Source organism: Ornithinicoccus sp. (assembly GCF_057176825.1).
The window spans coordinates 3,293,834-3,314,785 of the sequence record NZ_CM169976.1 but is presented as its reverse complement, the minus strand read 5'-3'; the positions used below and the strand labels follow the sequence as shown (position 1 = coordinate 3,314,785).

20 protein-coding genes and 4 pseudogenes are annotated in these 20,952 nt (G+C 71.4%); 21 read left to right on the top strand and 3 right to left on the bottom strand.

Annotated elements, in window-relative coordinates:
- Positions 1-64: 64 nt before the first annotated feature.
- The 5 genes and pseudogenes from AC1QRC_RS16575 to prmC all read left to right on the top strand — a co-directional run bounded on the left by AC1QRC_RS16575 (position 65) and on the right by prmC (position 4,321).
- The gene (locus AC1QRC_RS16575) at positions 65-574 is read left to right on the top strand and encodes a winged helix-turn-helix transcriptional regulator (protein ID WP_484204359.1); all 510 of its coding nucleotides are present in this window, start codon (positions 65-67) and stop codon (positions 572-574) included.
- Between the two features lie 64 nt (positions 575-638).
- A pseudogene (gene ald / locus AC1QRC_RS16570) lies at positions 639-1,758 on the top strand (alanine dehydrogenase).
- Positions 1,759-1,985: 227 nt separating this feature from the next.
- Complete coding sequence (rpmE, locus tag AC1QRC_RS16565) at positions 1,986-2,201, top strand: 50S ribosomal protein L31 (protein ID WP_484204358.1); 216 nt, start codon at positions 1,986-1,988, stop codon at positions 2,199-2,201.
- A 109-nt stretch (positions 2,202-2,310) separates the two neighbouring features.
- Positions 2,311-3,388: pseudogene (prfA, locus tag AC1QRC_RS16560) on the top strand (peptide chain release factor 1).
- Positions 3,388-4,321: pseudogene (gene prmC / locus AC1QRC_RS16555) on the top strand (peptide chain release factor N(5)-glutamine methyltransferase). Before prfA ends, prmC begins: the two co-directional pseudogenes overlap by 1 nt.
- Positions 4,322-4,594: 273 nt before the next feature.
- Here the strand turns inward: prmC and AC1QRC_RS16550 are convergent.
- Positions 4,595-5,281 carry a pentapeptide repeat-containing protein gene (locus AC1QRC_RS16550; RefSeq protein ID WP_484204357.1) on the bottom strand — a complete coding sequence of 229 codons (687 nt, stop codon included), beginning with the start codon at positions 5,279-5,281 and terminating at the stop codon, positions 4,595-4,597.
- 68 nt (positions 5,282-5,349) lie between these two features.
- On the opposite strand from AC1QRC_RS16550, the gene AC1QRC_RS16545 reads away from it, so the two are divergent.
- The 15 genes and pseudogenes from AC1QRC_RS16545 to AC1QRC_RS16475 all read left to right on the top strand — a co-directional run bounded on the left by AC1QRC_RS16545 (position 5,350) and on the right by AC1QRC_RS16475 (position 18,202).
- A complete protein-coding gene (locus AC1QRC_RS16545; protein WP_484204356.1) occupies positions 5,350-6,180 on the top strand; it encodes an L-threonylcarbamoyladenylate synthase in 831 nt (276 codons plus the stop codon).
- 63 nt (positions 6,181-6,243) lie between these two features.
- On the top strand, positions 6,244-7,536 hold the full coding sequence (locus AC1QRC_RS16540) for a serine hydroxymethyltransferase (RefSeq protein ID WP_484204355.1): 1,293 nt from the start codon (positions 6,244-6,246) through the stop codon (positions 7,534-7,536).
- A gap of 40 nt (positions 7,537-7,576) precedes the next feature.
- Positions 7,577-8,677, top strand: a complete 1,101-nt coding sequence (locus AC1QRC_RS16535; RefSeq protein ID WP_484204354.1) for a glycosyltransferase family 4 protein — start codon at positions 7,577-7,579, stop codon at positions 8,675-8,677.
- A gap of 94 nt (positions 8,678-8,771) precedes the next feature.
- Positions 8,772-9,236, top strand: coding sequence for a hypothetical protein (locus tag AC1QRC_RS16530; protein WP_484204353.1), 465 nt, complete (start codon positions 8,772-8,774; stop codon positions 9,234-9,236).
- Positions 9,237-9,265: 29 nt separating this feature from the next.
- Positions 9,266-9,478 carry an AtpZ/AtpI family protein gene (locus tag AC1QRC_RS16525; protein ID WP_484204352.1) on the top strand — a complete coding sequence of 71 codons (213 nt, stop codon included), beginning with the start codon at positions 9,266-9,268 and terminating at the stop codon, positions 9,476-9,478.
- A 76-nt stretch (positions 9,479-9,554) separates the two neighbouring features.
- Positions 9,555-10,379, top strand: coding sequence for a F0F1 ATP synthase subunit A (gene atpB, locus AC1QRC_RS16520; RefSeq protein ID WP_484204351.1), 825 nt, complete (start codon positions 9,555-9,557; stop codon positions 10,377-10,379).
- A gap of 83 nt (positions 10,380-10,462) precedes the next feature.
- Positions 10,463-10,681 (top strand): ATP synthase F0 subunit C, encoded by a 219-nt coding sequence (gene atpE, locus AC1QRC_RS16515; protein WP_484204350.1) that lies wholly within the window; start codon positions 10,463-10,465, stop codon positions 10,679-10,681.
- 68 nt (positions 10,682-10,749) lie between these two features.
- Positions 10,750-11,364: a F0F1 ATP synthase subunit B gene (locus AC1QRC_RS16510; RefSeq protein WP_484204349.1), complete on the top strand. Its 615-nt coding sequence runs from the start codon at positions 10,750-10,752 to the stop codon at positions 11,362-11,364.
- The gene (locus tag AC1QRC_RS16505; protein WP_484204348.1) at positions 11,364-12,176 is read left to right on the top strand and encodes a F0F1 ATP synthase subunit delta; all 813 of its coding nucleotides are present in this window, start codon (positions 11,364-11,366) and stop codon (positions 12,174-12,176) included. Before AC1QRC_RS16510 ends, AC1QRC_RS16505 begins: the two co-directional genes overlap by 1 nt.
- Positions 12,177-12,290: 114 nt before the next feature.
- Positions 12,291-13,940 carry a F0F1 ATP synthase subunit alpha gene (gene atpA / locus AC1QRC_RS16500; protein ID WP_484204347.1) on the top strand — a complete coding sequence of 550 codons (1,650 nt, stop codon included), beginning with the start codon at positions 12,291-12,293 and terminating at the stop codon, positions 13,938-13,940.
- A 91-nt stretch (positions 13,941-14,031) separates the two neighbouring features.
- A complete protein-coding gene (locus AC1QRC_RS16495) occupies positions 14,032-14,931 on the top strand; it encodes a F0F1 ATP synthase subunit gamma (RefSeq protein ID WP_484204346.1) in 900 nt (299 codons plus the stop codon).
- A gap of 13 nt (positions 14,932-14,944) precedes the next feature.
- Positions 14,945-16,406: pseudogene (atpD, locus tag AC1QRC_RS16490) on the top strand (F0F1 ATP synthase subunit beta).
- A gap of 113 nt (positions 16,407-16,519) precedes the next feature.
- Positions 16,520-16,798, top strand: coding sequence for a F0F1 ATP synthase subunit epsilon (locus AC1QRC_RS16485; RefSeq protein WP_484204345.1), 279 nt, complete (start codon positions 16,520-16,522; stop codon positions 16,796-16,798).
- Position 16,799: 1 nt separating this feature from the next.
- Positions 16,800-17,240 (top strand): DUF2550 family protein, encoded by a 441-nt coding sequence (locus AC1QRC_RS16480; RefSeq protein ID WP_484204344.1) that lies wholly within the window; start codon positions 16,800-16,802, stop codon positions 17,238-17,240.
- Positions 17,241-17,290: 50 nt separating this feature from the next.
- Positions 17,291-18,202, top strand: coding sequence for an aminoglycoside phosphotransferase family protein (locus AC1QRC_RS16475; RefSeq protein WP_484204343.1), 912 nt, complete (start codon positions 17,291-17,293; stop codon positions 18,200-18,202).
- On the opposite strand, the gene AC1QRC_RS16470 is transcribed toward AC1QRC_RS16475, so the two are convergent.
- Positions 18,199-18,813 carry a cob(I)yrinic acid a,c-diamide adenosyltransferase gene (locus tag AC1QRC_RS16470; RefSeq protein ID WP_484204342.1) on the bottom strand — a complete coding sequence of 205 codons (615 nt, stop codon included), beginning with the start codon at positions 18,811-18,813 and terminating at the stop codon, positions 18,199-18,201. The genes AC1QRC_RS16475 and AC1QRC_RS16470 overlap by 4 nt on opposite strands.
- Before the next feature lie 164 nt (positions 18,814-18,977).
- Between AC1QRC_RS16470 and AC1QRC_RS16465 the strand changes: the two genes are divergently transcribed.
- On the top strand, positions 18,978-19,385 hold the full coding sequence (locus AC1QRC_RS16465; protein ID WP_484204341.1) for an STAS domain-containing protein: 408 nt from the start codon (positions 18,978-18,980) through the stop codon (positions 19,383-19,385).
- A 38-nt stretch (positions 19,386-19,423) separates the two neighbouring features.
- On the opposite strand, the gene AC1QRC_RS16460 is transcribed toward AC1QRC_RS16465, so the two are convergent.
- Positions 19,424-20,950, bottom strand: coding sequence for a gamma-glutamyltransferase (locus tag AC1QRC_RS16460; RefSeq protein ID WP_484204340.1), 1,527 nt, complete (start codon positions 20,948-20,950; stop codon positions 19,424-19,426).
- Between the last annotated feature and the right edge of the window lie 2 nt (positions 20,951-20,952).

Genomic DNA, 20,952 nt, shown 5'->3' with positions numbered 1-20,952 from the left:
ACTGTCTTCAAGAAAGTTGATAGGGTGGTGTCACTGTACCCGAGACCCGACAGGAGCGAGCCCGATGCCCCTGCGATCAGACTGGTCCGAGGCGCTGTGCCCGATCCGTCGTTCCCTGGACGTGCTCGGCGACCCGTGGGTGCTGCTGATCGTGCGCGACGTGCTGCACGGCCGGGGGCGCTTCGACCAACTGCGCGACAGCCTCGGCATCTCCGAACCCGTCCTCAGCCGCCGGCTGCGCGCCATGCTGGACGCCGGCCTGGTGACCAAGGTCGACTACGCCGACGGCGCCCGGACCCGGCAGGGCTACGCCGGCACCCAGGCGGCGGCCGAGCTCCTGCCGATCCTCCAGCAGCTGGCGGTCTGGGGGGAGCGCCACACCGCGTGGCCCGAGGGCGGTGGGCACATGGCCATGGTCCACGACACGTGCGGCGCCGAGACCTCCCAGGGGCAGGTGTGCTCGGCGTGCGGGGGCGTCCTCGCCCCCGAGGAGATGACCTGGGTCAAGCCGTGGAAGGACGCGCGCGACCGGCTGGTCCCGGCCGGGACTCTCGGCCCCCAGCCCTCCGCGTAGGGGTGCGCCCGGCGCCCTGCCGTGTGTAGTGTCGCCGGCAGCGATCCACGACGGGAGTAGGCGGATGCGAGTCGGTGTGCCGCAAGAGGTCAAGAACCACGAGTATCGCGTCGCGATCACCCCGATCGGGGTGCACGAACTCGTGGCCGACGGGCACGAGGTGGTGATCCAGGCCGGCGCGGGGGAGGGCTCCTCGATCAGCGACGAGGACTACACCGCCGCCGGGGCCCGGATCCTGGCGGACGCCGACGAGGTCTGGGGCAGTGCGGACCTCGTGCTGAAGGTCAAGGAGCCGGTGGCGGAGGAGTATCACCGGATGCACGAGGGGCTGGTGCTCTTCACCTACCTCCACCTGGCCGCGGACGAGACGCTAACCCGCGAACTGCTCGAGCGCCGCGTCACCGGGATCGCCTACGAGACCGTCCAGCTGCCGTCCGGTGGCGCTGCCGCTGCTCTACCCGATGTCCGAGGTCGCCGGGTGCCTTGCTCCACAGGTTGGTGCGCACGAACTGCTCAAGGCGAGGGGTGGCCGTGGTGTGCTGCTCGGCGGAGTCGGTGGGGTCGCCAGCGCCAAGGTGGTGGTGCTGGGAGCGGGGGTCGCGGGGCAGAACGCCGCCAACATCGCGCTCGGCATGGGCGCCGACGTCACGCTGCTCGACACCGACCTGGACAAGCTGCGGATGTCGTTCTGGCGCTACGACAACCAGGTGCACGGCCTCGCCTCGTCCAAACTGGCCGTCGAGGAGCAGGTCCGGCAGGCCGACCTGGTGATCGGCGCCGTTCTCCTCCCGGGTGCCCGCGCGCCCCGCCTGGTCAGCAACGAACTGGTCTCGGAGATGAAGCCCGGCTCGGTCCTGGTCGACATCTCGGTGGATCAGGGCGGCTGCTTCGAGGACACCCGGCCCACCACCCACGCCGACCCGACGTTCCCGGTGCACGACTCGATCTTCTACTGCGTCGCGAACATGCCGGGGGCCGTGCCGCACACCTCGACCTACGCCCTCACCAACGCGACCATGCCGTATGCCGTGGCGCTGGCCAACAAGGGGTGGCGCCGCGCCCTGTCGGAGGACCGCTCACTGGCCCACGGACTCAACACCCACGACGGCCACCTGACCAACGGGCCCGTCGGTGAGGCCACCGGGATCGCGGCTGTCGGGGTGGACGAGGTCCTCGGCGCCTGACCTCCCGGCCGCCAGGCGACCCGTCCGGTGGCGGGCAGGGCCGCCAGACGACCCGTCCGGTGGCGGGCAGGGCCGCCAGACGACCCGTCCGGTCGGAATAGGGCGGGGCGCGGCGGCGTTTAGGAGCGTGCTGCCGGATCTGGCAGAATAACCCCTTGGCCCACCGGTTCACGGCCTGCACCAGCTGCGCCGACCCGGGGGAACCACCACCCCGAGGAGATCCACGCATGAAGAAGAACATCCACCCGGAGTACGTCGAGACCCAGGTGACCTGCAGCTGCGGCAACACCTTCACCACCCGCAGCACCTCGAGCACCGGCGCCATCCACGCCGACGTCTGCTCCAACTGCCACCCCTTCTACACCGGCAAGCAGAAGATCCTCGACACCGGTGGTCGCGTGGCCCGCTTCCAGGAGCGCTACGGCAAGAAGGCCGCCAAGTAACGACCCGCACGCCGGTCCTGCGACACCCGTCGCAGGGCCGGCGTTGTCGTTGCCGCACCGCCACGACGGCACACCCGTCCACGACGCCCCACCCGCCGGGAGGCCCCGCATGTTCGAGTCCGCAGCCGTGCTGCTGGCCGAGTACCAGGAGATCGAGCAGCGTCTCGCCGACCCTGCGGTGCACGCTGACCCGACCGCGCTGCCGCACGCTGAACAAGCGGTATGCCGCACTGGCGCCGACGGTGGCCGCGCACCGGGAGTGGGTGGCCGCCCGGGACGACGCCGAGGCGGCCGCGGAGCTGGCCGCGGAGGACGCGGAGCTGGCCGCGGAGCTGCCCGCCCTGCGCGCGACGGAGGACGCGGCGGCCGAGCGGTTGCGCCGGTTGCTGCTGCCGCGTGACCCCGACGACGACCGGGACGTCATCCTGGAGGTCAAGGCCGGGGAGGGCGGGGCGGAGTCGGCACTGTTCGCCGCCGACCTGGTCCGGATGTACCTGCGCTACGCCGAGCGGCGCGGCTGGCGCACCGAGCTGCTCGACGCCACCGAGTCCGACCTGGGTGGCTACAAGGACGCCCGGGTCAGCGTGTCGGCGCACTCCGCGGTCGGGCCCGGCGAGGCGCCGTGGGCCCGGCTGAAGTACGAGGGCGGGGTGCACCGGGTGCAGCGGGTCCCCGTCACCGAGAGCCAGGGGCGGATCCACACCTCCGCCGCCGGCGTGCTGGTGATGCCCGACCTGGACGACCCGGCCGAGGTCGAGCTGGACATGAACGACCTCAAGATCGACGTCTTCCGTTCCTCCGGCCCGGGAGGGCAGTCGGTGAACACCACGGACTCGGCGGTCCGGATCACCCACCTGCCCACGGGGGTCGTGGTCTCCTGCCAGAACGAGAAGTCCCAGCTGCAGAACAAGGAGTCCGCGCTGCGCGTGCTGCGCGCCCGGCTGCACCAGATCGCGGTCGAGGAGGCGGAGGAGCAGGCCTCGGCCCAGCGCCGCAGCCAGGTGCGCACCGTCGACCGCAGCGAACGGATCCGCACCTACAACTTCCCGGAGAACCGCATCGCCGACCACCGGACCGGCTACAAGTCCTACAACCTGGACCAGGTGCTGGACGGGGACCTGGAGGCCGTGGTGCAGTCCGCCGTCGACGCCGACGAGGCGGCGCGCCTGGCCGCCCCGGCCGAGTGATGGAGCAGCCGCCCGTGGCTGCCGAGCCGTCCGGGGGAGCGGGCGCACCCTCCGCGGCGGATCTGGTGCGGTCGGCGGCCTCGCGGCTCGGCGAGGCGGGGGTGCCCAGCCCGCGGGCGGACGCCGAGACCCTGCTCGCCCACGTGCTCGGTATGCCGACCGCCGCCCTGCGGAAGGAGGTGCTGCTCGGGCGCGGGGTCGGGGAGGGCGAGCGGACGGCATACGAGCTGGTCGTCTCCCGGCGGGCGGCGCGCGAACCACTGCAGCACCTCACCGGCCGCGCCCACTTCCGCACCCTGACCCTCCGGGTCGGCCCCGGGGTGTTCGTGCCGCGGCCCGAGACCGAGGTGTTGGTCGAGCACGCCCTCGCCGAGTTGCGCAGGCGGGCGGGCCGAGCACCCGGTCGTCGTGGACCTGTGCACCGGCAGCGGGGCGATCGCCCTGGCCGTGGCCGCCGAGTTCCCGGGAGCGCGGGTGCACGCGGTGGAGTTGGAGGAGGCGGCCCACGCCTGGGCCGCTGCCAACGTCCGGGAGACCGGCCTGCCGGTGGACCTCCGGCTCGGGCGGGCCCAGGAGGCGTTCCCGGACCTCGACGGGGCGGTCGACCTGGTGCTCAGCAACCCGCCCTACATCCCGCCGGGGGCGGTGCCGATCGACCCGGAGGTGCGGGACTACGACCCGGAGGCGGCGCTCTACGGGCTCGGGGAGGACGGGCTGGAGGTGCCGCTGGCAGTCGCGGCGCGTGCCGCGGAACTCCTCACCGAGGGGGGTCTGCTCCTGATGGAGCACGCCGACGTGCAGGGGGAGGACCTGGTGCACCGGCTCGAGGGTTCCGGCGGGTGGGACGACGTCCGCGACCACCCGGACCTGTCCGGGCGCCCCCGCGTCCTGGGAGCGGTGAGAGCCGGTCCGCCGGGCCGGGGTGACCTGTAGAACCGGGTGTCGTAGCCCGCCTCTGACAGGTCACCCTCGGCCGGGACCCTGATCGTGGGGTCCGTACGGAGGGCTACAAGATGTACATCAGCAGGGCGATGATCAGCAGGATCCCGACGATGGTCCAGATGAGTCCGCTTCCGCGCATACGTGTCCTCCTCAGTGGCGGGCCGGCAGTGCGCCGGGCCTCGGGAGCCCCCACGTTAGGGAGGTTCGCCGGGTCCCGCACCCGGAGCGGCGCCCGACGGTCAGCCCGCCCCGCCCGCCGCCCGCTCAGCCCGCGACGACGACCCCGGTGAGGTCCTGCAGCACCCTGATCGCCTGGTCCGGGTCGAGCACCGCCCCGCGCAGGGCATCGAGCCGCTCCCGTCCGCACGGGCCGAGGTCGGCGCCGCGCAGGTCGGTGCCCTCGAGGTTCGCGCCGGTCAGGTCCGCGTTGACCAGCACGCAGCCCTCCAGCACCGCCTCCCGCAGGTCCGCGCCGGCGAGGTTGGCCTCGGCCAGCCGGGTGTTGCTGTGGGTGCGTCGGCTGAGCACGAGACCGGGCAGCTCGGCGCCGTAGGCGTTGCACCCCAGCAGCAGGCACCCCATGCCCCGGGTGACCTCGGCCCGCAGCCCGGTCATCCGGCACCCGTGGAACTCGGCGTCCGTGAGCAGCGCGCCGTCGAGCACGGCCTCGGACAGGTCGACCCGTTCAAAGCGGGCATCGACCAGGTCGCAGCCGTGCAGCAGGGTGCCGCGGGCCGAGCCCCCGCGCAGCACGGCGCCACCGAGGCGCGATCCCGCCAGGTCGGCGCCGTCCAGCACGCACTCGGTCAGCACCGCGCCATCCAGGTCCAGGTCCCTGGCCCGGACGCCGGACAGGTCGCAGCGCAGCAGCTCCAGGACGTCGTCGGGGTCCCGGTCGTGCAGGGCGTCCAACTCGGCGGCGGTCAGGGTCTGGTCGGTCAGCTGGGGCACGGCTCCGATCCTGCCAGGGTCAGGTGACAGACTGGCCCACGTCCGCAGGGAGTCACGAGGAGGAGTGGATGGGCGAGCCGGCCGAGGTGATCCTCGACTGCACCGACCCCGCCGGGAGGGACACCGCCGTGGCGCGCGCCGCGGAGGTGGTGCGCGACGGGCGGATCGTGGTGCTGCCGACGGACACCGTCTACGGCGTCGGGGCCGACGCCTTCGACGTGGTGGCCGTCGCGATGGTGCTGGCCGCCAAGCACCGCGGTCGGGAGCTGCCCCCGCCGGTGCTGGTCCCGACGGCACGCACGGTCGACGGCCTGGCCTCCGCGGTCCCGATGTATGCCCAGATCCTGATGCGCCAGTTCTGGCCCGGGGCCCTCACCGTGGTGCTGCGCGCCCAGCCGTCCCTGGTCTGGGACCTGGGGGAGACCAACGGCACGGTCGCGGTGCGGATGCCCGACGACGAGGTCGCTCTCGCGCTGCTCACCGAGGTTGGCCCCATGGCGGTGACCAGCGCCAACGTGCACGGCCACCCGGCCGCGACCACCGCCCGGGAGGCGTTCGACCAGCTCGGCGGTGCGGTCACGGCATACCTGGACGGTGGGCCGCGCCACGGGGGGCAGGCCTCGACGATCGTGGACTGCACCGGGGACGAGCCGGTCGTGCTGCGGCACGGTGCGATCTCCTCCGAGCGGCTGCGCGAGGTGCTCGGACAGACGGTGCTGCACGACTCTCCGGACGGCACCTCGGAGGCCGAGGAGGTCTCCGAGGCCGCCGATGCAGCAGGTGCCGCAGATGTGGCCGGTGCGGGAGCGCGCCTGGTCGGCAGCGTCCGCCCGAGCGGGGTGGCCGTGCCGGCCTCCGCGCTGCGCACCCTGCCCGCCCCGGACCGTCCGGACCAATAGAGTGGTTGACGGCCACCCGTCCACCACCTCCCCGACACCCGCCCGAGCTATGCAGGAGCAGCCATGAGCACCCCGGTCACCGCGGACACCTACTACGGCCCCAGCTTTGCCAGGCTGCTGGAGCAGGACCCGGCGATCGCCGAGATCCTGGTCTCCGAGCTGGACCGGCAGCGGACCGGCATCCAGCTGATCGCCAGCGAGAACCAGACCAGCCCCGCCGTGCTGGCGGCGCTCGGCTCGACCCTGTCCAACAAGTACGCCGAGGGCTACTCCGGTGCCCGCTACTACGGCGGCTGCGCGGAGGTCGACAAGGCCGAGGACCTGGCGATCGAGCGTGCCAAGGAGCTGTTCGGCGCCGACCACGCCAACGTCCAGCCGCACTCCGGTGCCAGCGCGAACCAGGCCGTCTACGGGGCGTTCACCAAGCCGGGCGACACCATCCTGGCAATGAGCCTGGACCACGGTGGCCACCTCACGCACGGGTTCAAGGTGTCCTTCTCCGGCAAGTGGTTCAACGCCGTGCACTACGGCGTCGACCGGGAGACCGAGGACATCGACTACGACCAGGTCGAGGCCCTGGCCAAGGAGCACCGGCCCAAGATCCTCCTCGCCGGGGGCTCGGCGATCCCGCGGCTCATCGACTTCGAGCGGTTCCGGGCCATCGCCGACGAGGTCGGCGCCATCTTCTGGGTGGACGCCGCCCACTTCATCGGGCTGGTCGCCGGGCAGGCGATCCCCTCCCCGGTGCCGCACGCCGACGTGGTCAGCTTCACCACGCACAAGGTGCTCCGGGGCCCGCGCGGCGGGGCCATCGTGTGCAAGGCCGAGCACGCCAGCAAGATCGACCGGGCGGTGTTCCCGATGATGCAGGGCGGTCCGCTGATGCACGGCGTCGCCGCCAAGGCCGTCAACTTCGCCGAGTGCGCCACGCAGGAGTACCGCGACTACGCCCACCAGGTGGTCGCCAACGCCGCGGCCCTGGCCGAGCGGCTCGGCAGCCACGGCATCCGCCCGATCACCGGCGGCACCGACACGCACCTGTCGCTGCACGACCTGCAGGGTGTGGGCGTCACCGGCATCGATGCCGAGCAGCGCTGCGACGCCGCCGGCATCGTGCTCAACAAGAACGCCATCCCGTTCGACCCGCAGAAGCCCAACGTCGCCTCCGGGATCCGGGTCGGCAGCCCCTCGGTCACCACCCAGGGGATGGGCACCGACCAGATGGTGCAGATCGCCGACCTCATCGCCCGCGCCGTCACCGAGACCGACGGCGACCCCGGGCACGCGGTCGCCGGGGAGATCCGGGAGTCCATCGGGGAGCTGCTCACGGCATACCCGGCATACCCGGCGGTCTGAGCCGCTCGCGGCCGGCGGGTGACCGGGGAAGCAGGGAGCCGTGCGTGAATACCTGATGGTGCTGCTGGTGGCAGCCATCACCACGTATGTCGCCACGAACCTGGTCCGCCGGCTCGCCTTCGCGCTGGGTGCCGTGACCCCCGTCCGGGCCCGGGACGTGCACTCGGTGCCGATCCCGCGGCTCGGGGGAGTGGGGATGTTCGTCGGCTTCGCCGCGGCGGTCCTGGTCGGCAGCCAGTTGCCCTTCCTGCGTGACCTGTTCGCCACCAGCCAGGAGATCTACGGCGTGCTCATCGGGGCGGCCGTGATCACCCTGCTCGGGGCGATCGATGACGTCCGGGAGCTGGACTGGCTGACCAAACTGGCCGGGCAGGTGATCGCCGCGGGGACGATGGCCTACTTCGGGGTCCAGCTGCTGTCGCTGCCGGTCGCGGGGGTGACCGTGCTGCCGGGCCCGGTCCTGGTGACGATCACCATCGTCATCGTGGTGGTCTCGACCAATGCGGTGAACTTCGTCGACGGGCTGGACGGGCTGGCCGCCGGCGTGGTGTTCATCTCGGCCGGCGCCTTCTTCGCCTGGGCCTACCTGGTGAGCCGGGACTTCAATCCCCCCAACGTGTTCACCACCGCGACCTTCATCACCGCGGCCCTGATGGGGTGCTGCCTCGGCTTCCTGCCGCACAACTTCCACCCCGCCCGACTGTTCATGGGGGACGCCGGGGCACTGCTGCTGGGGCTGCTGCTCGCCGCCGCGACGATCTCGATGACCGGCAGCGTCGACCCCAGCTCCAGCGTCGCCACCACCTCCGCCCTGGCGGCCGTCGCGCTGCCCCTCGCGCTGCCCGTGGCGATCATGGCGCTGCCCATCCTCGACATGCTCATGGCGGTGGTCCGGAGGACCAGACGCGGGCAGGTGCCGTGGAAGCCGGACGCCCACCACCTGCACCACCAGATGCTCAAGATCGGGCACAGCCACCGGCGGGCCGTCGTGCTGCTCTACCTGTGGGCAGCGCTGATCGCCGTGGGAGCCGTCTCCTTCGCCTTCTTCCCGCCCCTGGTCACCTGGGCGGCGATCGGTGTGGTGCTCGTCCTCGCGGCCGTCCTGACCTGGCACCCCTGGACCCGGCAGAGGGCCTTCTGACCAGCGCATTCGTCGCCTCGGGAGTGCTTGTGATAGTTTTCACAAGCACTCCCGAGCCGCCCCAGAGCCCCTCCCGAGCACGCAAGGAAGCACCATGTCGTCGCAGAGCAGCCCACGACCGCGCCGCCGGCGCGCTCCGGGCTCCGTCACGCGCCGCATGGTCCTCTTCGGGCTGCTGCCCGGACTGGTGGTGACGCTGCTGGCCGGAGTCGTGGCGTGGGCCCTGCGCGGGGAGTGGGCGGCACTGTCGGCCCTCGTCGGCGGTGGCCTGGGGGTCGGTCTCTTTCTGGTCGGCCTGCTCGGAATCGCCGGCGTGGTGGCCGGGCCCGCTGCGGCCTCCATGGCGGGAGCGTTCGCCCTGCTGGCCTGCCAGATCGTGGTCGGCTTCCTCGTGCTCTACCTGTTGTCCCGCCTCGCGTGGACGGACATGCTCGTCCTGGGCGTGGGCTTCCTGGCCGCCGGACTGACCTTCCAGGTCGGCTCCATCGTGGGCTACACCGGGGCGCGTCGGCTGGCCTTCGGCACCGAGGATGACGCGGGGCGGGGGCGACTGCGATGATGTCCGCACCCGAGACAGGGAGAATCCCGATGTCCGAACCCGAGCACACGCCGGGGAGCGCGGCCCAGACCCACCTGGCCACGGACGTGATCGCCTACCTGATCGCCGGACCCGCGGGGTTCGGCGCGCTGGGATACCTGCTCGACCAGTGGCTGGGAACGGCCTTCCTGATCGTGGTCGGCATCCTGGCCGGGATGGCGCTGTCGATGTACGTCATCTGGCTCCGGTACGGTACGTCATGACGTTCTGCGCCACCCCACGCCAGCCTGCCGGTGGCACCGCCCCCACGACGAGCCCGAGCACGAACGAGGAGAACCTGTGAGCCCGACCGCGGCGATGCTGTTGCCCATGGCTGAGGGGGAGAGCCACTTCCCGCCGGAGACCTCGATGTTCTGGCAGCCGCTGGTCAAGTTCGGCACGGTGGAGCTGTTCGGCTCCCAGATCACCCTGGCGATCACCCGGCCCATGGTGGTCATGACGCTGACCGTCGTGCTGCTGTCCTGGTGGCTGCTGGCGACGACGCGGAAGGCGACGATCGTCCCGAGCAAGGGGCAGGCCGGCACCGAGGCCGTCTACAACTTCGTGCGCAACGGCATCGCGCGGGACATGATCGGCAGCAAGGACTTCATGCGGTTCGTGCCGTTCCTGTTCGCGCTGTTCATCCTGATCCTGGCGAACAACTGGATGGGCATCATCCCGCCCGTGCAGATGCCGACGATGGCCCGCATCGGCTTCCCGATCGGCCTGGTCCTGCTGGTCTACATCGTCTACCACTGGATCGGCGTCAAGAAGCACGGCGTCGTGGGCTACTTCAAGTTCATGCTCCCCGCCGGACTCCCGGGCTGGATCAAGCCCGCCATCCTCGGCCTGGAGATGCTGACCTTCTTCGTGACCCGCCCGCTCACCCTGGCGCTGCGACTCTTCGGCAACATGTTCGCCGGCCACCTGCTGCTTGTCGTCTTCATCATCGGCGGGTGGGAGCTGTTCAACCAGGGCGGGCTCCTGGCAGCGGTGTCGCTGCCCGCGTGGATCATGGCCTTCGCGATGACCCTGTTCGAGGCCCTGGTGCAGTTCCTGCAGGCCTACGTCTTCGTCCTGCTGGCCGCCTCCTACATCGGTGGCGCGCTCGCCGACGAGCACTGAGCACACACAGACCAACAACTAAATAGTTCCTTGCCACCGGGTGGCCCAACGCCCCCGGGACAACACACAGAAAGAGAATCATCGTGACTGGTGACATCACCCTGATCGGCTACGGCCTCGCCGCCATCGGCCCGGCCATCGGCGTGGGCCTGATCTTCGCTGCCTACATCAACGGCGTGGCCCGCCAGCCGGAGGCCCAGAAGATCCTGCAGCCGATCGCCATCCTGGGCTTCGCCCTGGCCGAGGCGCTGGCCATTTTCGCCCTGGTGCTCTTCTTCATCCGTTTGGCCCCCGCGGGCTGACGCAGGCACTCCTATCCCGACCGCATGGCGCCGGCCGACCTGGCCCGGCGCTGACCTGAGGAGACACCGTGCAGCTGATCGCTAGCACCCAGGCCGCCATTCCGTTGGTTGCGGCCGACCCCGAGGCCGAGGCTCTGCCGATCCTGCCCTACCTGCCCGAGCTCATCTTCGGCATCATCGCCTTCGCCGTCATCTACTGGGTGGTGGCCAAGAAGGTGGTGCCGGCGCTGGAGGCGATGTATGCCGAGCGGACCGCCGCGATCGAGGGCGGGATGCAGCAGGCCGAGAAGGCGCAGGAAGAGGCCGAGGCCGCGCTGCGGGAGTACAAGGCCCAGCTGGCCGAGGCCCGCGACGAGGCCGCCCGGATCCGTGAGGACGCCAAGGAGCAGGGCGCCCAGATCGTCGCCGAGATGCGTCAGCAGGCGCAGGCCGAGGCGACCCGGATCACCGAGACGGCCCAGAAGCAGATCGAGGCCGAGCGGCAGCAGGCCATCGTCTCGCTGCGCAGCGAGGTGGGCACCCTGTCCACCGACCTGGCCTCCCGCATCGTCGGCGAGAGCCTGCACGACGAGACGCGCCAGCGCGGCATCGTCGACCGGTTCCTGGCCGAGCTTGAGGCGGGCGACGTGCAGCCGCAGAAGGTCGGCAGCACGGGTGAGGCCACCGAGGGGCAGGACTCCTGATGCAGGGCCCGTCCCGAGGCGCACTCCAGGCCTCCCGCGACGTCCTGGCGCAGGCCCTGGCCCACGCCGGCGACCGGTCCCAGGTCGGCGAGCAGCTGCTCGCCGTCTCCGGGGTGATCAGCGGCAACGTCGTGCTGCGACGCGCCCTGGCCGACCCCAGCAGGGAGGGGCAGGAGAAGGCGCAGGTCGTCACCGGCCTGTTCAGCGACAAGGTGGGCGAGGCGGCGCTCAAGGTCACCGAGGCGGCCGTGTCGCAGCGCTGGTCCAGCGAGGAGGACCTCGGCAGCGCGCTGGAGTCGCTCGCGGTCGAGTGCTTCCTGGCGCACGCCGAGGGCTTCGGTCGACTGGGTCGGGTCGAGGACGAGCTGTTCCGGTTCAACCGGATCGTCGGCGGCAACGACGAGCTGCGTGCGGCGCTCACCGACAAGCGGTCCAACCCGGCGTCCCGGGCCCAGGTCGTGGAGAGCCTGCTGGCCGGCAAGTCCGCACCGGAGACGGTACGGTTGGCGGCACACGCGGTCTCGGCGCCCCGGTCCCGACGGTTCGACCACGCGATCGACGGGTACCTGCAGATCGCCGCCAAGCGGCAGGAGCAGCTCACCGCGACCGTCACCGCCGCCACCCCGCTCAGCGAGGCCCAGCGCGAACGCCTGACCCGCTCGCTGGCCGAGCAGTACGGCCGGGCGGTCCACGTCAACGTCATCGTCGACCCCCAGGTCGTCGGCGGCATCCGCGTCGAGGTCGGTGACGAGGTCATCGACGGGACCATCGCCAACCGGCTGGACGAGGCCCGGCGCCGTCTCATCGGCTGAGGCAACCACACGGCATACCGACTGCGCCACGCAGACGACCACCCGCACAGACAACTTCAGGAACACGGACTTGGCCCACCACCACCGAGGTGACCGGCCGCAGAGGAGAAGACAATGACGGAGCTCACGATCCGTCCGGAGGAGATCCGGGACGCGCTGGACAAGTTCGTCCAGTCCTACGAGCCGGGCGCGGCCTCCCGCGAGGAGGTCGGGCGCGTGGTCGACGCCAGCGACGGCATCGCCCACGTCGAGGGGCTGCCCTCGGCGATGACCAACGAGCTGCTGCAGTTCGAGGACGGCACGCTCGGCCTGGCGCTGAACCTCGACGTGCACGAGGTCGGCGTCGTCGTGCTGGGCGGGTTCGCCGGCCTGGAGGAGGGCCAGGAGGTCAAGCGGACCGGGGAGGTGCTCTCCGTCCCCGTCGGCGACGGCTACCTGGGCCGGGTCGTGGACCCGCTGGGCAACCCGATCGACGGCCTCGGTGAGATCACCGACATCGACGAGCGCCGCGCCCTGGAGCTGCAGGCTCCCACCGTCGTGCAGCGCAAGTCGGTGCACGAGCCGCTGCAGACCGGCATCAAGGCGATCGACTCGATGATCCCGATCGGCCGCGGCCAGCGCCAGCTGATCATCGGTGACCGGCAGACCGGCAAGACCACCGTCGCGATCGACACCATCCTGAACCAGAAGGCCAACTGGGAGTCGGGCGACCCGGACAAGCAGGTCCGCTGCATCTACGTCGCGATCGGCCAGAAGGGCTCGACCATCGCCTCGGTGCGCGGCACCCTGGAGGAGGCCGGCGCGCTGGACTACACCACCATCGTCGCCGCCCCCGCCTCGGACCCGGCGGGCTTCAAGTACCTCGCGCCCTACACCGGCTCGGCCATCGGCCAGCACTGGATGTACCAGGGCAAGCACGTCCTGATCGTCTTCGACGACCTGTCCAAGCAGGCCGAGGCCTACCGCGCCGTGTCGCTGCTGCTGCGCCGCCCGCCGGGCCGCGAGGCCTACCCGGGCGACGTGTTCTACCTGCACTCCCGGCTGCTGGAGCGCTGTGCCAAGCTGTCCGACGACCTGGGCGCGGGCTCGATGACCGGCCTGCCGATCATCGAGACCAAGGCCGGTGACGTCTCGGCCTACATCCCGACCAACGTCATCTCCATCACCGACGGCCAGATCTACCTGCAGGCCGACCTGTTCAACGCCAACGTGCGCCCCGCCATCGACGTGGGTATCTCGGTGTCCCGCGTGGGTGGTGCCGCGCAGAAGAAGGCGATGAAGGAGGTCTCCGGGCGACTCAAGGTCGACCTCGCGCAGTTCCGCGAGATGGAGGCGTTCGCGATGTTCGCCTCCGACCTGGACGCCGCCTCCCGCGCCCAGCTGGAGCGGGGCGCCCGGATGGTCGAGCTGCTCAAGCAGCCGCAGTCCAGCCCGATCCCGATGGAGGAGCAGGTCGCCATCATCTGGGCCGGCACCACCGGCGAACTGGACTCGGTCGCCACCGAGGACGTGCGCCGCTTCGAGACCGAGTTCATCGAGTACCTGCGCCGCGAGCAGGGCGGGATGCTGGACGGCATCCGCGAGTCCGGCAAGCTGGGTGACGACACCCGCGCGGCCCTGGAGGAGTCGATGAAGGCGTTCAAGGAGCAGTTCCGCGCCGGTGACGGCGGGGTCCACGTCGGCACCGCGGAGGACGACGAGAACATCGAGTCCCTCGAGGACGACGACGTTAACCAGGAGCAGATCAAGCGCCAGAAGCGCTGAGGCCGGGTGCCGGGTGGTCCCTCACCGGTGACCACCCGGCACACCGACAGCCCTGCACCACCACCCACCGAAGGCTAGAAAGAGGCGAGATATGGGAGCGCAGCAGCGGGTCTACCGCCAGCGCAGCCGGTCCGTCCAGTCGACCCAGAAGATCACCCGGGCCATGGAGCTGATCGCGGCATCCCGCGTGGTCAAGGCCCGGCAGCGCGTCGCGGAGACGAGCCCCTACGCCCGGGCGATCACCCGTGCGGTCTCGGCCGTGGCGACCTTCTCCGACGTCGACCACCCGCTCACCCTCGAGCGGGAGACCCCCAGCAACGCGGGCGTGCTCATCATCACCAGCGACCGCGGCCTGGCCGGCGCCTACTCGGCCAGCGTGCTGAAGACCAGCGAGCGGCTGCGCGAGCTGCTGCAGGAGGAGGGCAAGACGTTCCAGCCCTACCTCGCGGGCCGCAAGGCGGAGGGCTACTACAAGTTCCGCCAGCGTGAGTTCGCGCAGGTCTGGTCCGGCTTCTCCGACGCGCCGACCTTCGAGGTGGCCAAGGAGATCGGGGAGCGGCTCACCGCGGACTTCATCGCCGGCGCCGAGAACGGCGGGGTCGATGAGATCCACGTGGTCTACACCCGGTTCGTCAACATGGTCACCCAGGAGGTGCAGGTGATCCGCCTGCTGCCGCTGGAGGTCGTGGACGACGATGCGCCCACCTCCGAGGAGGACCTCTACCCGCTCTACGAGTTCGAGCCGGACGGTCCGCAGGTGCTGGACGCGCTGCTGCCGCAGTACGTCACCTCCCGCATCTACAACTGCCTGCTGCAGTCGGCCGCGTCCGAGCTGGCCGCCCGGCAGCGGGCGATGAAGTCGGCGACCGACAACGCCGAGGAACTCATCAAGACCTACACCCGGTTGGCCAACCAGGCCCGCCAGGCCGAGATCACCCAAGAGATCAGCGAAATCGTGGGCGGCGCCAGCGCCCTCGCCGACGCCAAGTGAGAAGGAAGCACTGATGACTGCCACTGTCACGGACACCACGGCGCCGACCCCGACGGAGGGGGGCGTCGGCCGCCTCGCCCGCATCATCGGCCCCGTGGTCGATGTCGAGTTCCCCCCGGGCAAGATCCCCATCCCTCTACAACCTGCTGACCACCGAGGTCGACCTCGGCAACGGCGCGCAGAACATCAACCTCGAGGTCGCCCAGGACATCGGCGACAACATGGTCCGCGCCATCTCGCTGCAGCCGACCGACGGACTGGTCCGTGGCGCCGCGGTGCAGGACACCGGCGGCCCCATCACGGTCCCGGTCGGCGACGTCACCCTCGGCAAGGTCTTCAACGCCACCGGTGACTGCCTGAACCTGGAGGAGGGCGAGACCCTCGAGGTCACCGAGCGGTGGGGTATCCACCGCGAGGCCCCGGCCTTCGACCAGCTGGAGTCCAAGACCCAGATGTTCGAGACCGGCATCAAGGTCATCGACCTGCTGACGCCGTACGTGCTGGGCGGCAAGATCGGCCTGTTCGGCGGCGCCGGCGTGGGCAAGACGGTGCTCATCCAGGAGATGATCGCCCGTGTGGCCCGCGACCACGGTGGTGTGTCGGTGTTCGCCGGGGTGGGCGAGCGCACCCGTGAGGGCAACGACCTGATGGTCGAGATGGAGGAGGCCGGCGTGCTCGGCCAGACCGCCCTCGTCTTCGGCCAGATGGACGAGCCGCCGGGCACCCGGCTGCGGGTCGCGCTGTCCGCGCTGACGATGGCGGAGTACTTCCGCGACGTGCAGAAGCAGGACGTGCTGCTGTTCATCGACAACATCTTCCGGTTCACCCAGGCCGGCTCGGAGGTCTCCACCCTGCTGGGCCGGATGCCCTCGGCCGTGGGCTACCAGCCGAACCTGGCCGACGAGATGGGCGTGCTCCAGGAGCGGATCACCTCGACCCGTGGTCACTCGATCACCTCGATGCAGGCGATCTACGTGCCGGCCGACGACTACACCGACCCGGCCCCGGCGACCACCTTCGCCCACCTGGACGCCACCACCGAGCTGTCCCGGCCGATCGCGTCCATGGGTATCTACCCGGCCGTGGACCCGCTGACCTCCACCAGCCGGATCCTGGACCCGCGGTACATCGCCCAGGACCACTACGACACCGCCGTGCGCGTCAAGTCGATCCTGCAGCGCTACAAGGAGCTGCAGGACATCATCGCGATCCTCGGCATCGACGAGCTCTCCGAGGAGGACAAGATCCTCGTCGGCCGCGCCCGCCGGATCCAGCGGTTCCTGTCGCAGAACACCTACGTCGCCAAGCAGTTCACCGGCATCGAGGGTTCGACCGTGCCGCTGGCCGACACCATCGAGGCCTTCACCAAGGTGGCCGACGGCGAGTACGACCACGTGCCCGAGCAGGCCTTCTTCATGTGTGGTGGCCTGGACGACGTGGAGCGTCAGGCCGCCGAGCTGGAGAAGAACTCCTGAGCTGAGATGCTCACGGTGCCGATCCCCGCGCCCGCCACACCCGCGCGGCGATCGGCACCGTCGCATCCGGCTAGACTTGATCAACCCGCACAACGACCGAAGGGACACGACGCGTGAGTGCGTTGCAGGTGGAACTCGTGGCCGCCGACCGCAAGGTGTGGTCCGGAGAGGCCCAGTCCGTCCGGGCCCGGAGCACCGAGGGGGACCTGGGGATCCTGCCGGGCCACGCCCCGCTCCTCGGGGTGCTGGTGGCCGGTGAGGTCAGCATTGACACGTCCGCGGGGCGGGAGAGCGTGCACATCGACTCCGGCTTCCTGTCCGTGGACCACGACCGGGTGACGATCGTGGCCGAGCAGGTCGAAGGGTCCCTGAGCGCGAGCACGACGGACTGACGTGGACGGCGGCGCGATCCTCCTCGTGGCGATGGGCGTCGTCGCCGCCTGCCTGCTGCTCGGGATCGGACTGTTCGCCTTCTCGCACTTCGTGGGGGACGGGGGGCCCCGCTCCGTGCCGTGTTGCTACCGCGCCACTGCCGAGGACCCCTGGACCCCGGGGACGCTGCGCTATGACCACGACCGCCTGGACCACCATGGTCCGGGCGGTCGCTCGATGCGGGTGCAGCACACCTGGGAGCGCGCCCACCTCGACCTGGGGATCGCCCGTCCCGCCCCCGAGGGGGAGTGCCCGGTCCTGGTGCCGGGGACACCCGGTATCCAGGTCTCCTGCCGCTACGGCAACCAGACGTTCGACCTGGCGCTCGGGGAGGAGCACTACACCGCGCTGCGCGCGTGGCTGGAGTCGGTGCCCCCGGGCTGGAACGCCAACGTCGCGTAGGCCTCCGGCAGGGGGCGTGCCCGACGGCCACGTCTTCGGTAGGGTCGAGCATGGCAACGACGCCTCCGACCAGGACCCTGGTCCGTGACCGTGGCGCCGGTCGCAGGGTCGTGCGGCACACCCACGAGGGCCGCTCGGTCTACGTCAAGACCTACGCCACCCCCGCGGAGGCGGAGCGCTGCGTCGTGGTGCTGACGGCCCTCCGGGACGAAGGCTTCGACGACGACGCCGAGCACCGCGTCCCCGCCGTGCTCGAGCACCGCCCCGAAGACAACCTGGTCGTCCTGCAAGCCGCGCCGGGGGACCCGCTGACCTCGCTCGTCCACGACCGGTCGCCGCCCTCGGAGCCCGCCCGACGCTGGCTGGACGGGGTGCGCGGGGCCGCCCGCTGGCTGGCCGACCTGCACGAGACCCCGACCGCGGTGGTCCGCACCACCGACCGGGCACGCGCGCCGCTGGACCGGCTGGTGGCCCGGCGGGACGTGCTGGCCGCGGCGCACCCGGAACTGGCGGAGGAGACCGCGGGCCTGCTCCAGACCCTGCTCGCCCGGAACCCGCCGACCGCCCACGCGGTCCACCGCACCACCCACGGGCGCTACCATCCCGAGCACGTCTTCCTCGATCCCCCCGCCGGCGTCGTCACCGTGATCGACCTGGACCGGGCCGTCCCGGGTGACCCGGGACGGGACCTGGGTGAGTTCGTGCACCGGGCCCGGGCAAGGCTGTCCCGCGCCGACCGCACCGACCTCGACATCCTCGACCGCACCACCGCCGTCTTCCTCGAGGAGTACCGAGAGCACCGCACCACGGAGGCCGAGCTGACCTCGCTGGCCTACCACTGGTCGTTCGCGGCCCTCTGGCACCTGCTCGGGAGCATGGCCAAAGGACGCAGCCGCAGCAGCCTGGAGCGGCACCGCGCCGAGTTCGCCTCGGTGCCCCGACTGGTCGAGCAGCTCACCTAGGCCCGGCCGCCACCCGGCTGCCACAACACGTCGCCGCCCCGCTCCAGGTTGGCGACCCGTCCCAGGATGAAGAGCAGGTCGGAGAGCCGGTTCAGGTACGTCGCCGTGAGTGGGTTCACCCCACCCTCGCCCTTGGGGGCATCCGCACCCGCCGGCTCCACGCCATACGCCTCGATGGCGGCCCAGGCCGCGCGCTCCGCCCGCCGGACCACCGTCCGGGCCACGTGCAGGTGCGCGGCGCCCGATGACCCGCCGGGCAGGATGAAGGAGCGCAGCTTGGTGAGCTCCTCGTTGTGCCGGTCGCAGTCGGCCTCCAGCTCCTGCACCCACTCCTCCTGGACCCGCAGCGGCGGGTGCTCATAGCTGCCGCGCAGCGGGTTGCACAGATCGGCCCCCACGTCGAACAGGTCGTTCTGCACCCGGGTCAGGGTCGCGGCCACGTCCTCCCGCAACGCGCCGCAGGCGATGGCCACCCCCAGGCAGGAGTTGGCCTCGTCGGTGTCGGCGTAGGCGACCAGGCGCGGGTCGTTCTTGCCGGTGCGGCTGAAGTCGCCCAGCGCCGTGGTGCCGTCGTCGCCGGTGCGGGTGTAGATGCGGTTCAGGATGACCATGCCGCGATCGTCTCAGATGCGGGCCGTTCCCGTGCCGTTCCCCGTGTTGTGGACACCGCTGGGCTATCGTTATCAAAACGTGATCCGAGGCGCAGCAACGGTTCGGGCCACCGTGACGTTCTTAGCAGTAGAAATGCCGGGACGACGCAGATAGGGGAACGTCGATGACGAGTGCAGCAGGTGTGTGGCGGGGACCGGTCGAGATCCTGGTCAACTCACCCGGCCGCGAGGCGACGATCCGTGGCGTGCTCGGGGTGCGCACCGTCCCGGAGGTCCGGGCCCAGCTGCAACGGCTGCTCGCCGCGGGCGAGGGCGACCTGGTGCTGCACCTGGCCGAGGCGGAGGTCTCTGACGCCAGCGGCCTGGGCGTGCTGGTCGGGCTGCACCAGCGGGCCCGCCGTGGCGGACGCCGGCTCGTCATCGCCGAGGCCTCCGACCGGCTGGAGCGGCTGTTCCGCCTGACCAAACTGCACCTGGTGATGACGAGGCTGGACACCGCCAGCTCGCTGTCCGGCTACCAGGGCGCTCCCGCGGTCATCCCGCCGCCGTTCCCGCCCGCCGCCCTGCGCTGACGCCCCGCAGCACACCGAGCCTTCAGCCCTCCCCGGCCCTAGCCCACGGCCGTCGCCGAGGCACGCCGCGGGTCCGCCCCGGCACTCAGCGTCCCGTCGTGGGACAGCAGCGCGGCCCCGACCCCGCCGAAGTACATGTCCTGCGGCTCGTACTCGTGCAGCGGCAGGTCGTGATCGGCCAACTGCGCCGTCAGGTGCTCGTCCCGCTCCAGGTCGATCCGGGCGGTGCCGTCCTCCAGGTGCCGCACGTGCAGCCGCGGCGCATTGATCGCGTGCTGCAGCTCCTCGCCGTGCACGCAGAAGTGCAGCAGCACCTGCAGCAGGGCCGTGGTGATCCGGTCCGCCCCGGGGGAGCCGATCGCCAGCCGGGAGCCGTCGGCGTGCCGGGCCGTCGTGGGCGACATGTTGGAGGCCATCCGGGTGCCCGGGGCCAGGACGTGCAGACCCCGCCGGTTCAACTCCGGCTCGCCCAACGCGTTGTTGGCCATCAGTCCGGTGCCGGCCACGGTCATCCCCGAGCCGTAGCCCGCGGACGCGGTGAGCGCGCAGGCGGTGCCGTCGCTGTCGACGACGGAGACGTGCGCGGTGTCCGGTGAGGTGGGCAGGCCGACGTCGCCGAAGGCCGCGATGGTCGCCAGCAGTTCCTCCCCGGCGGCGTGCAGGTCCTCGGCGGTGTCGATCCGGTGCATCCGCAGGTCCAGCACCTGCTCCATCGCCCGCGCGGCGCGGTCGGCCGACACGGGGCCGGCGATGTCGCCCAGCGCCCGCAGCATCGCGGTGAGCACCGGCCCGCCGATCGACGGAGGCGGGTTGCACGCCAGGTCCCAGGGCCCGAACGCGGTGCGCAGCGCCGGGCGCACCACGGCACGGTAGGCGCTCAGGTCCTCGGCGGTGAGCAGCCCGCCCCGCTCCTGCACGTCGGCCGCGATGGCCCGGCCCAGGTCGCCGGTGTACAGGCTGGAGGCCCCCTCCGCGGCCACCTGGGCCAGGGTCTGGGCCAGGTCCTCGTCGACGATCAGGTGACCGGCCGGCCAGGAGCCGCCGTCGTCGGTGTAGCGCCCCCGGGTCACCGGGTCCCAGCCGAAGATGGTGTGCGCGACCAGGGGGAAGTAGATCGCGCCGGTCTGACTCAGCGGGAACCCCGCCCTGGCGCTGTGCTCGGCCACCGGGAACAGCTCGGCCCACGGGGCCCGGCCGTACCGCTCGCTGGCCAGCCCCATCGCCGCGAACATCCCGGGCGTGGCCACCGACCCGGGCCCGGCATAGGTGGTCAGGCCGCCCCCGTATGTCGTGACGCACTCGATCAGTCCCGCGCCGAACCGCGCGGGGTCGGCGCCGCGGCCGGGCATCTCCACGTTGCCGTCGATCACCACCGGGTCGCCGTCCACCGGCCAGATGTTGATGTAGCAGCCGCCCAGGGGGGAGACCACCCCCGGCTCGGTCACCGTCGCGGTGATCATCGCCGCCATGGCGGCGTCCACGGCGTTGCCGCCGGAGGCCAGCGCCGCCTGGCCGGCCTGGGCGGCGACGGGGTTGGGTGCGGAGATGGCAGCCTGACGGGTCATGG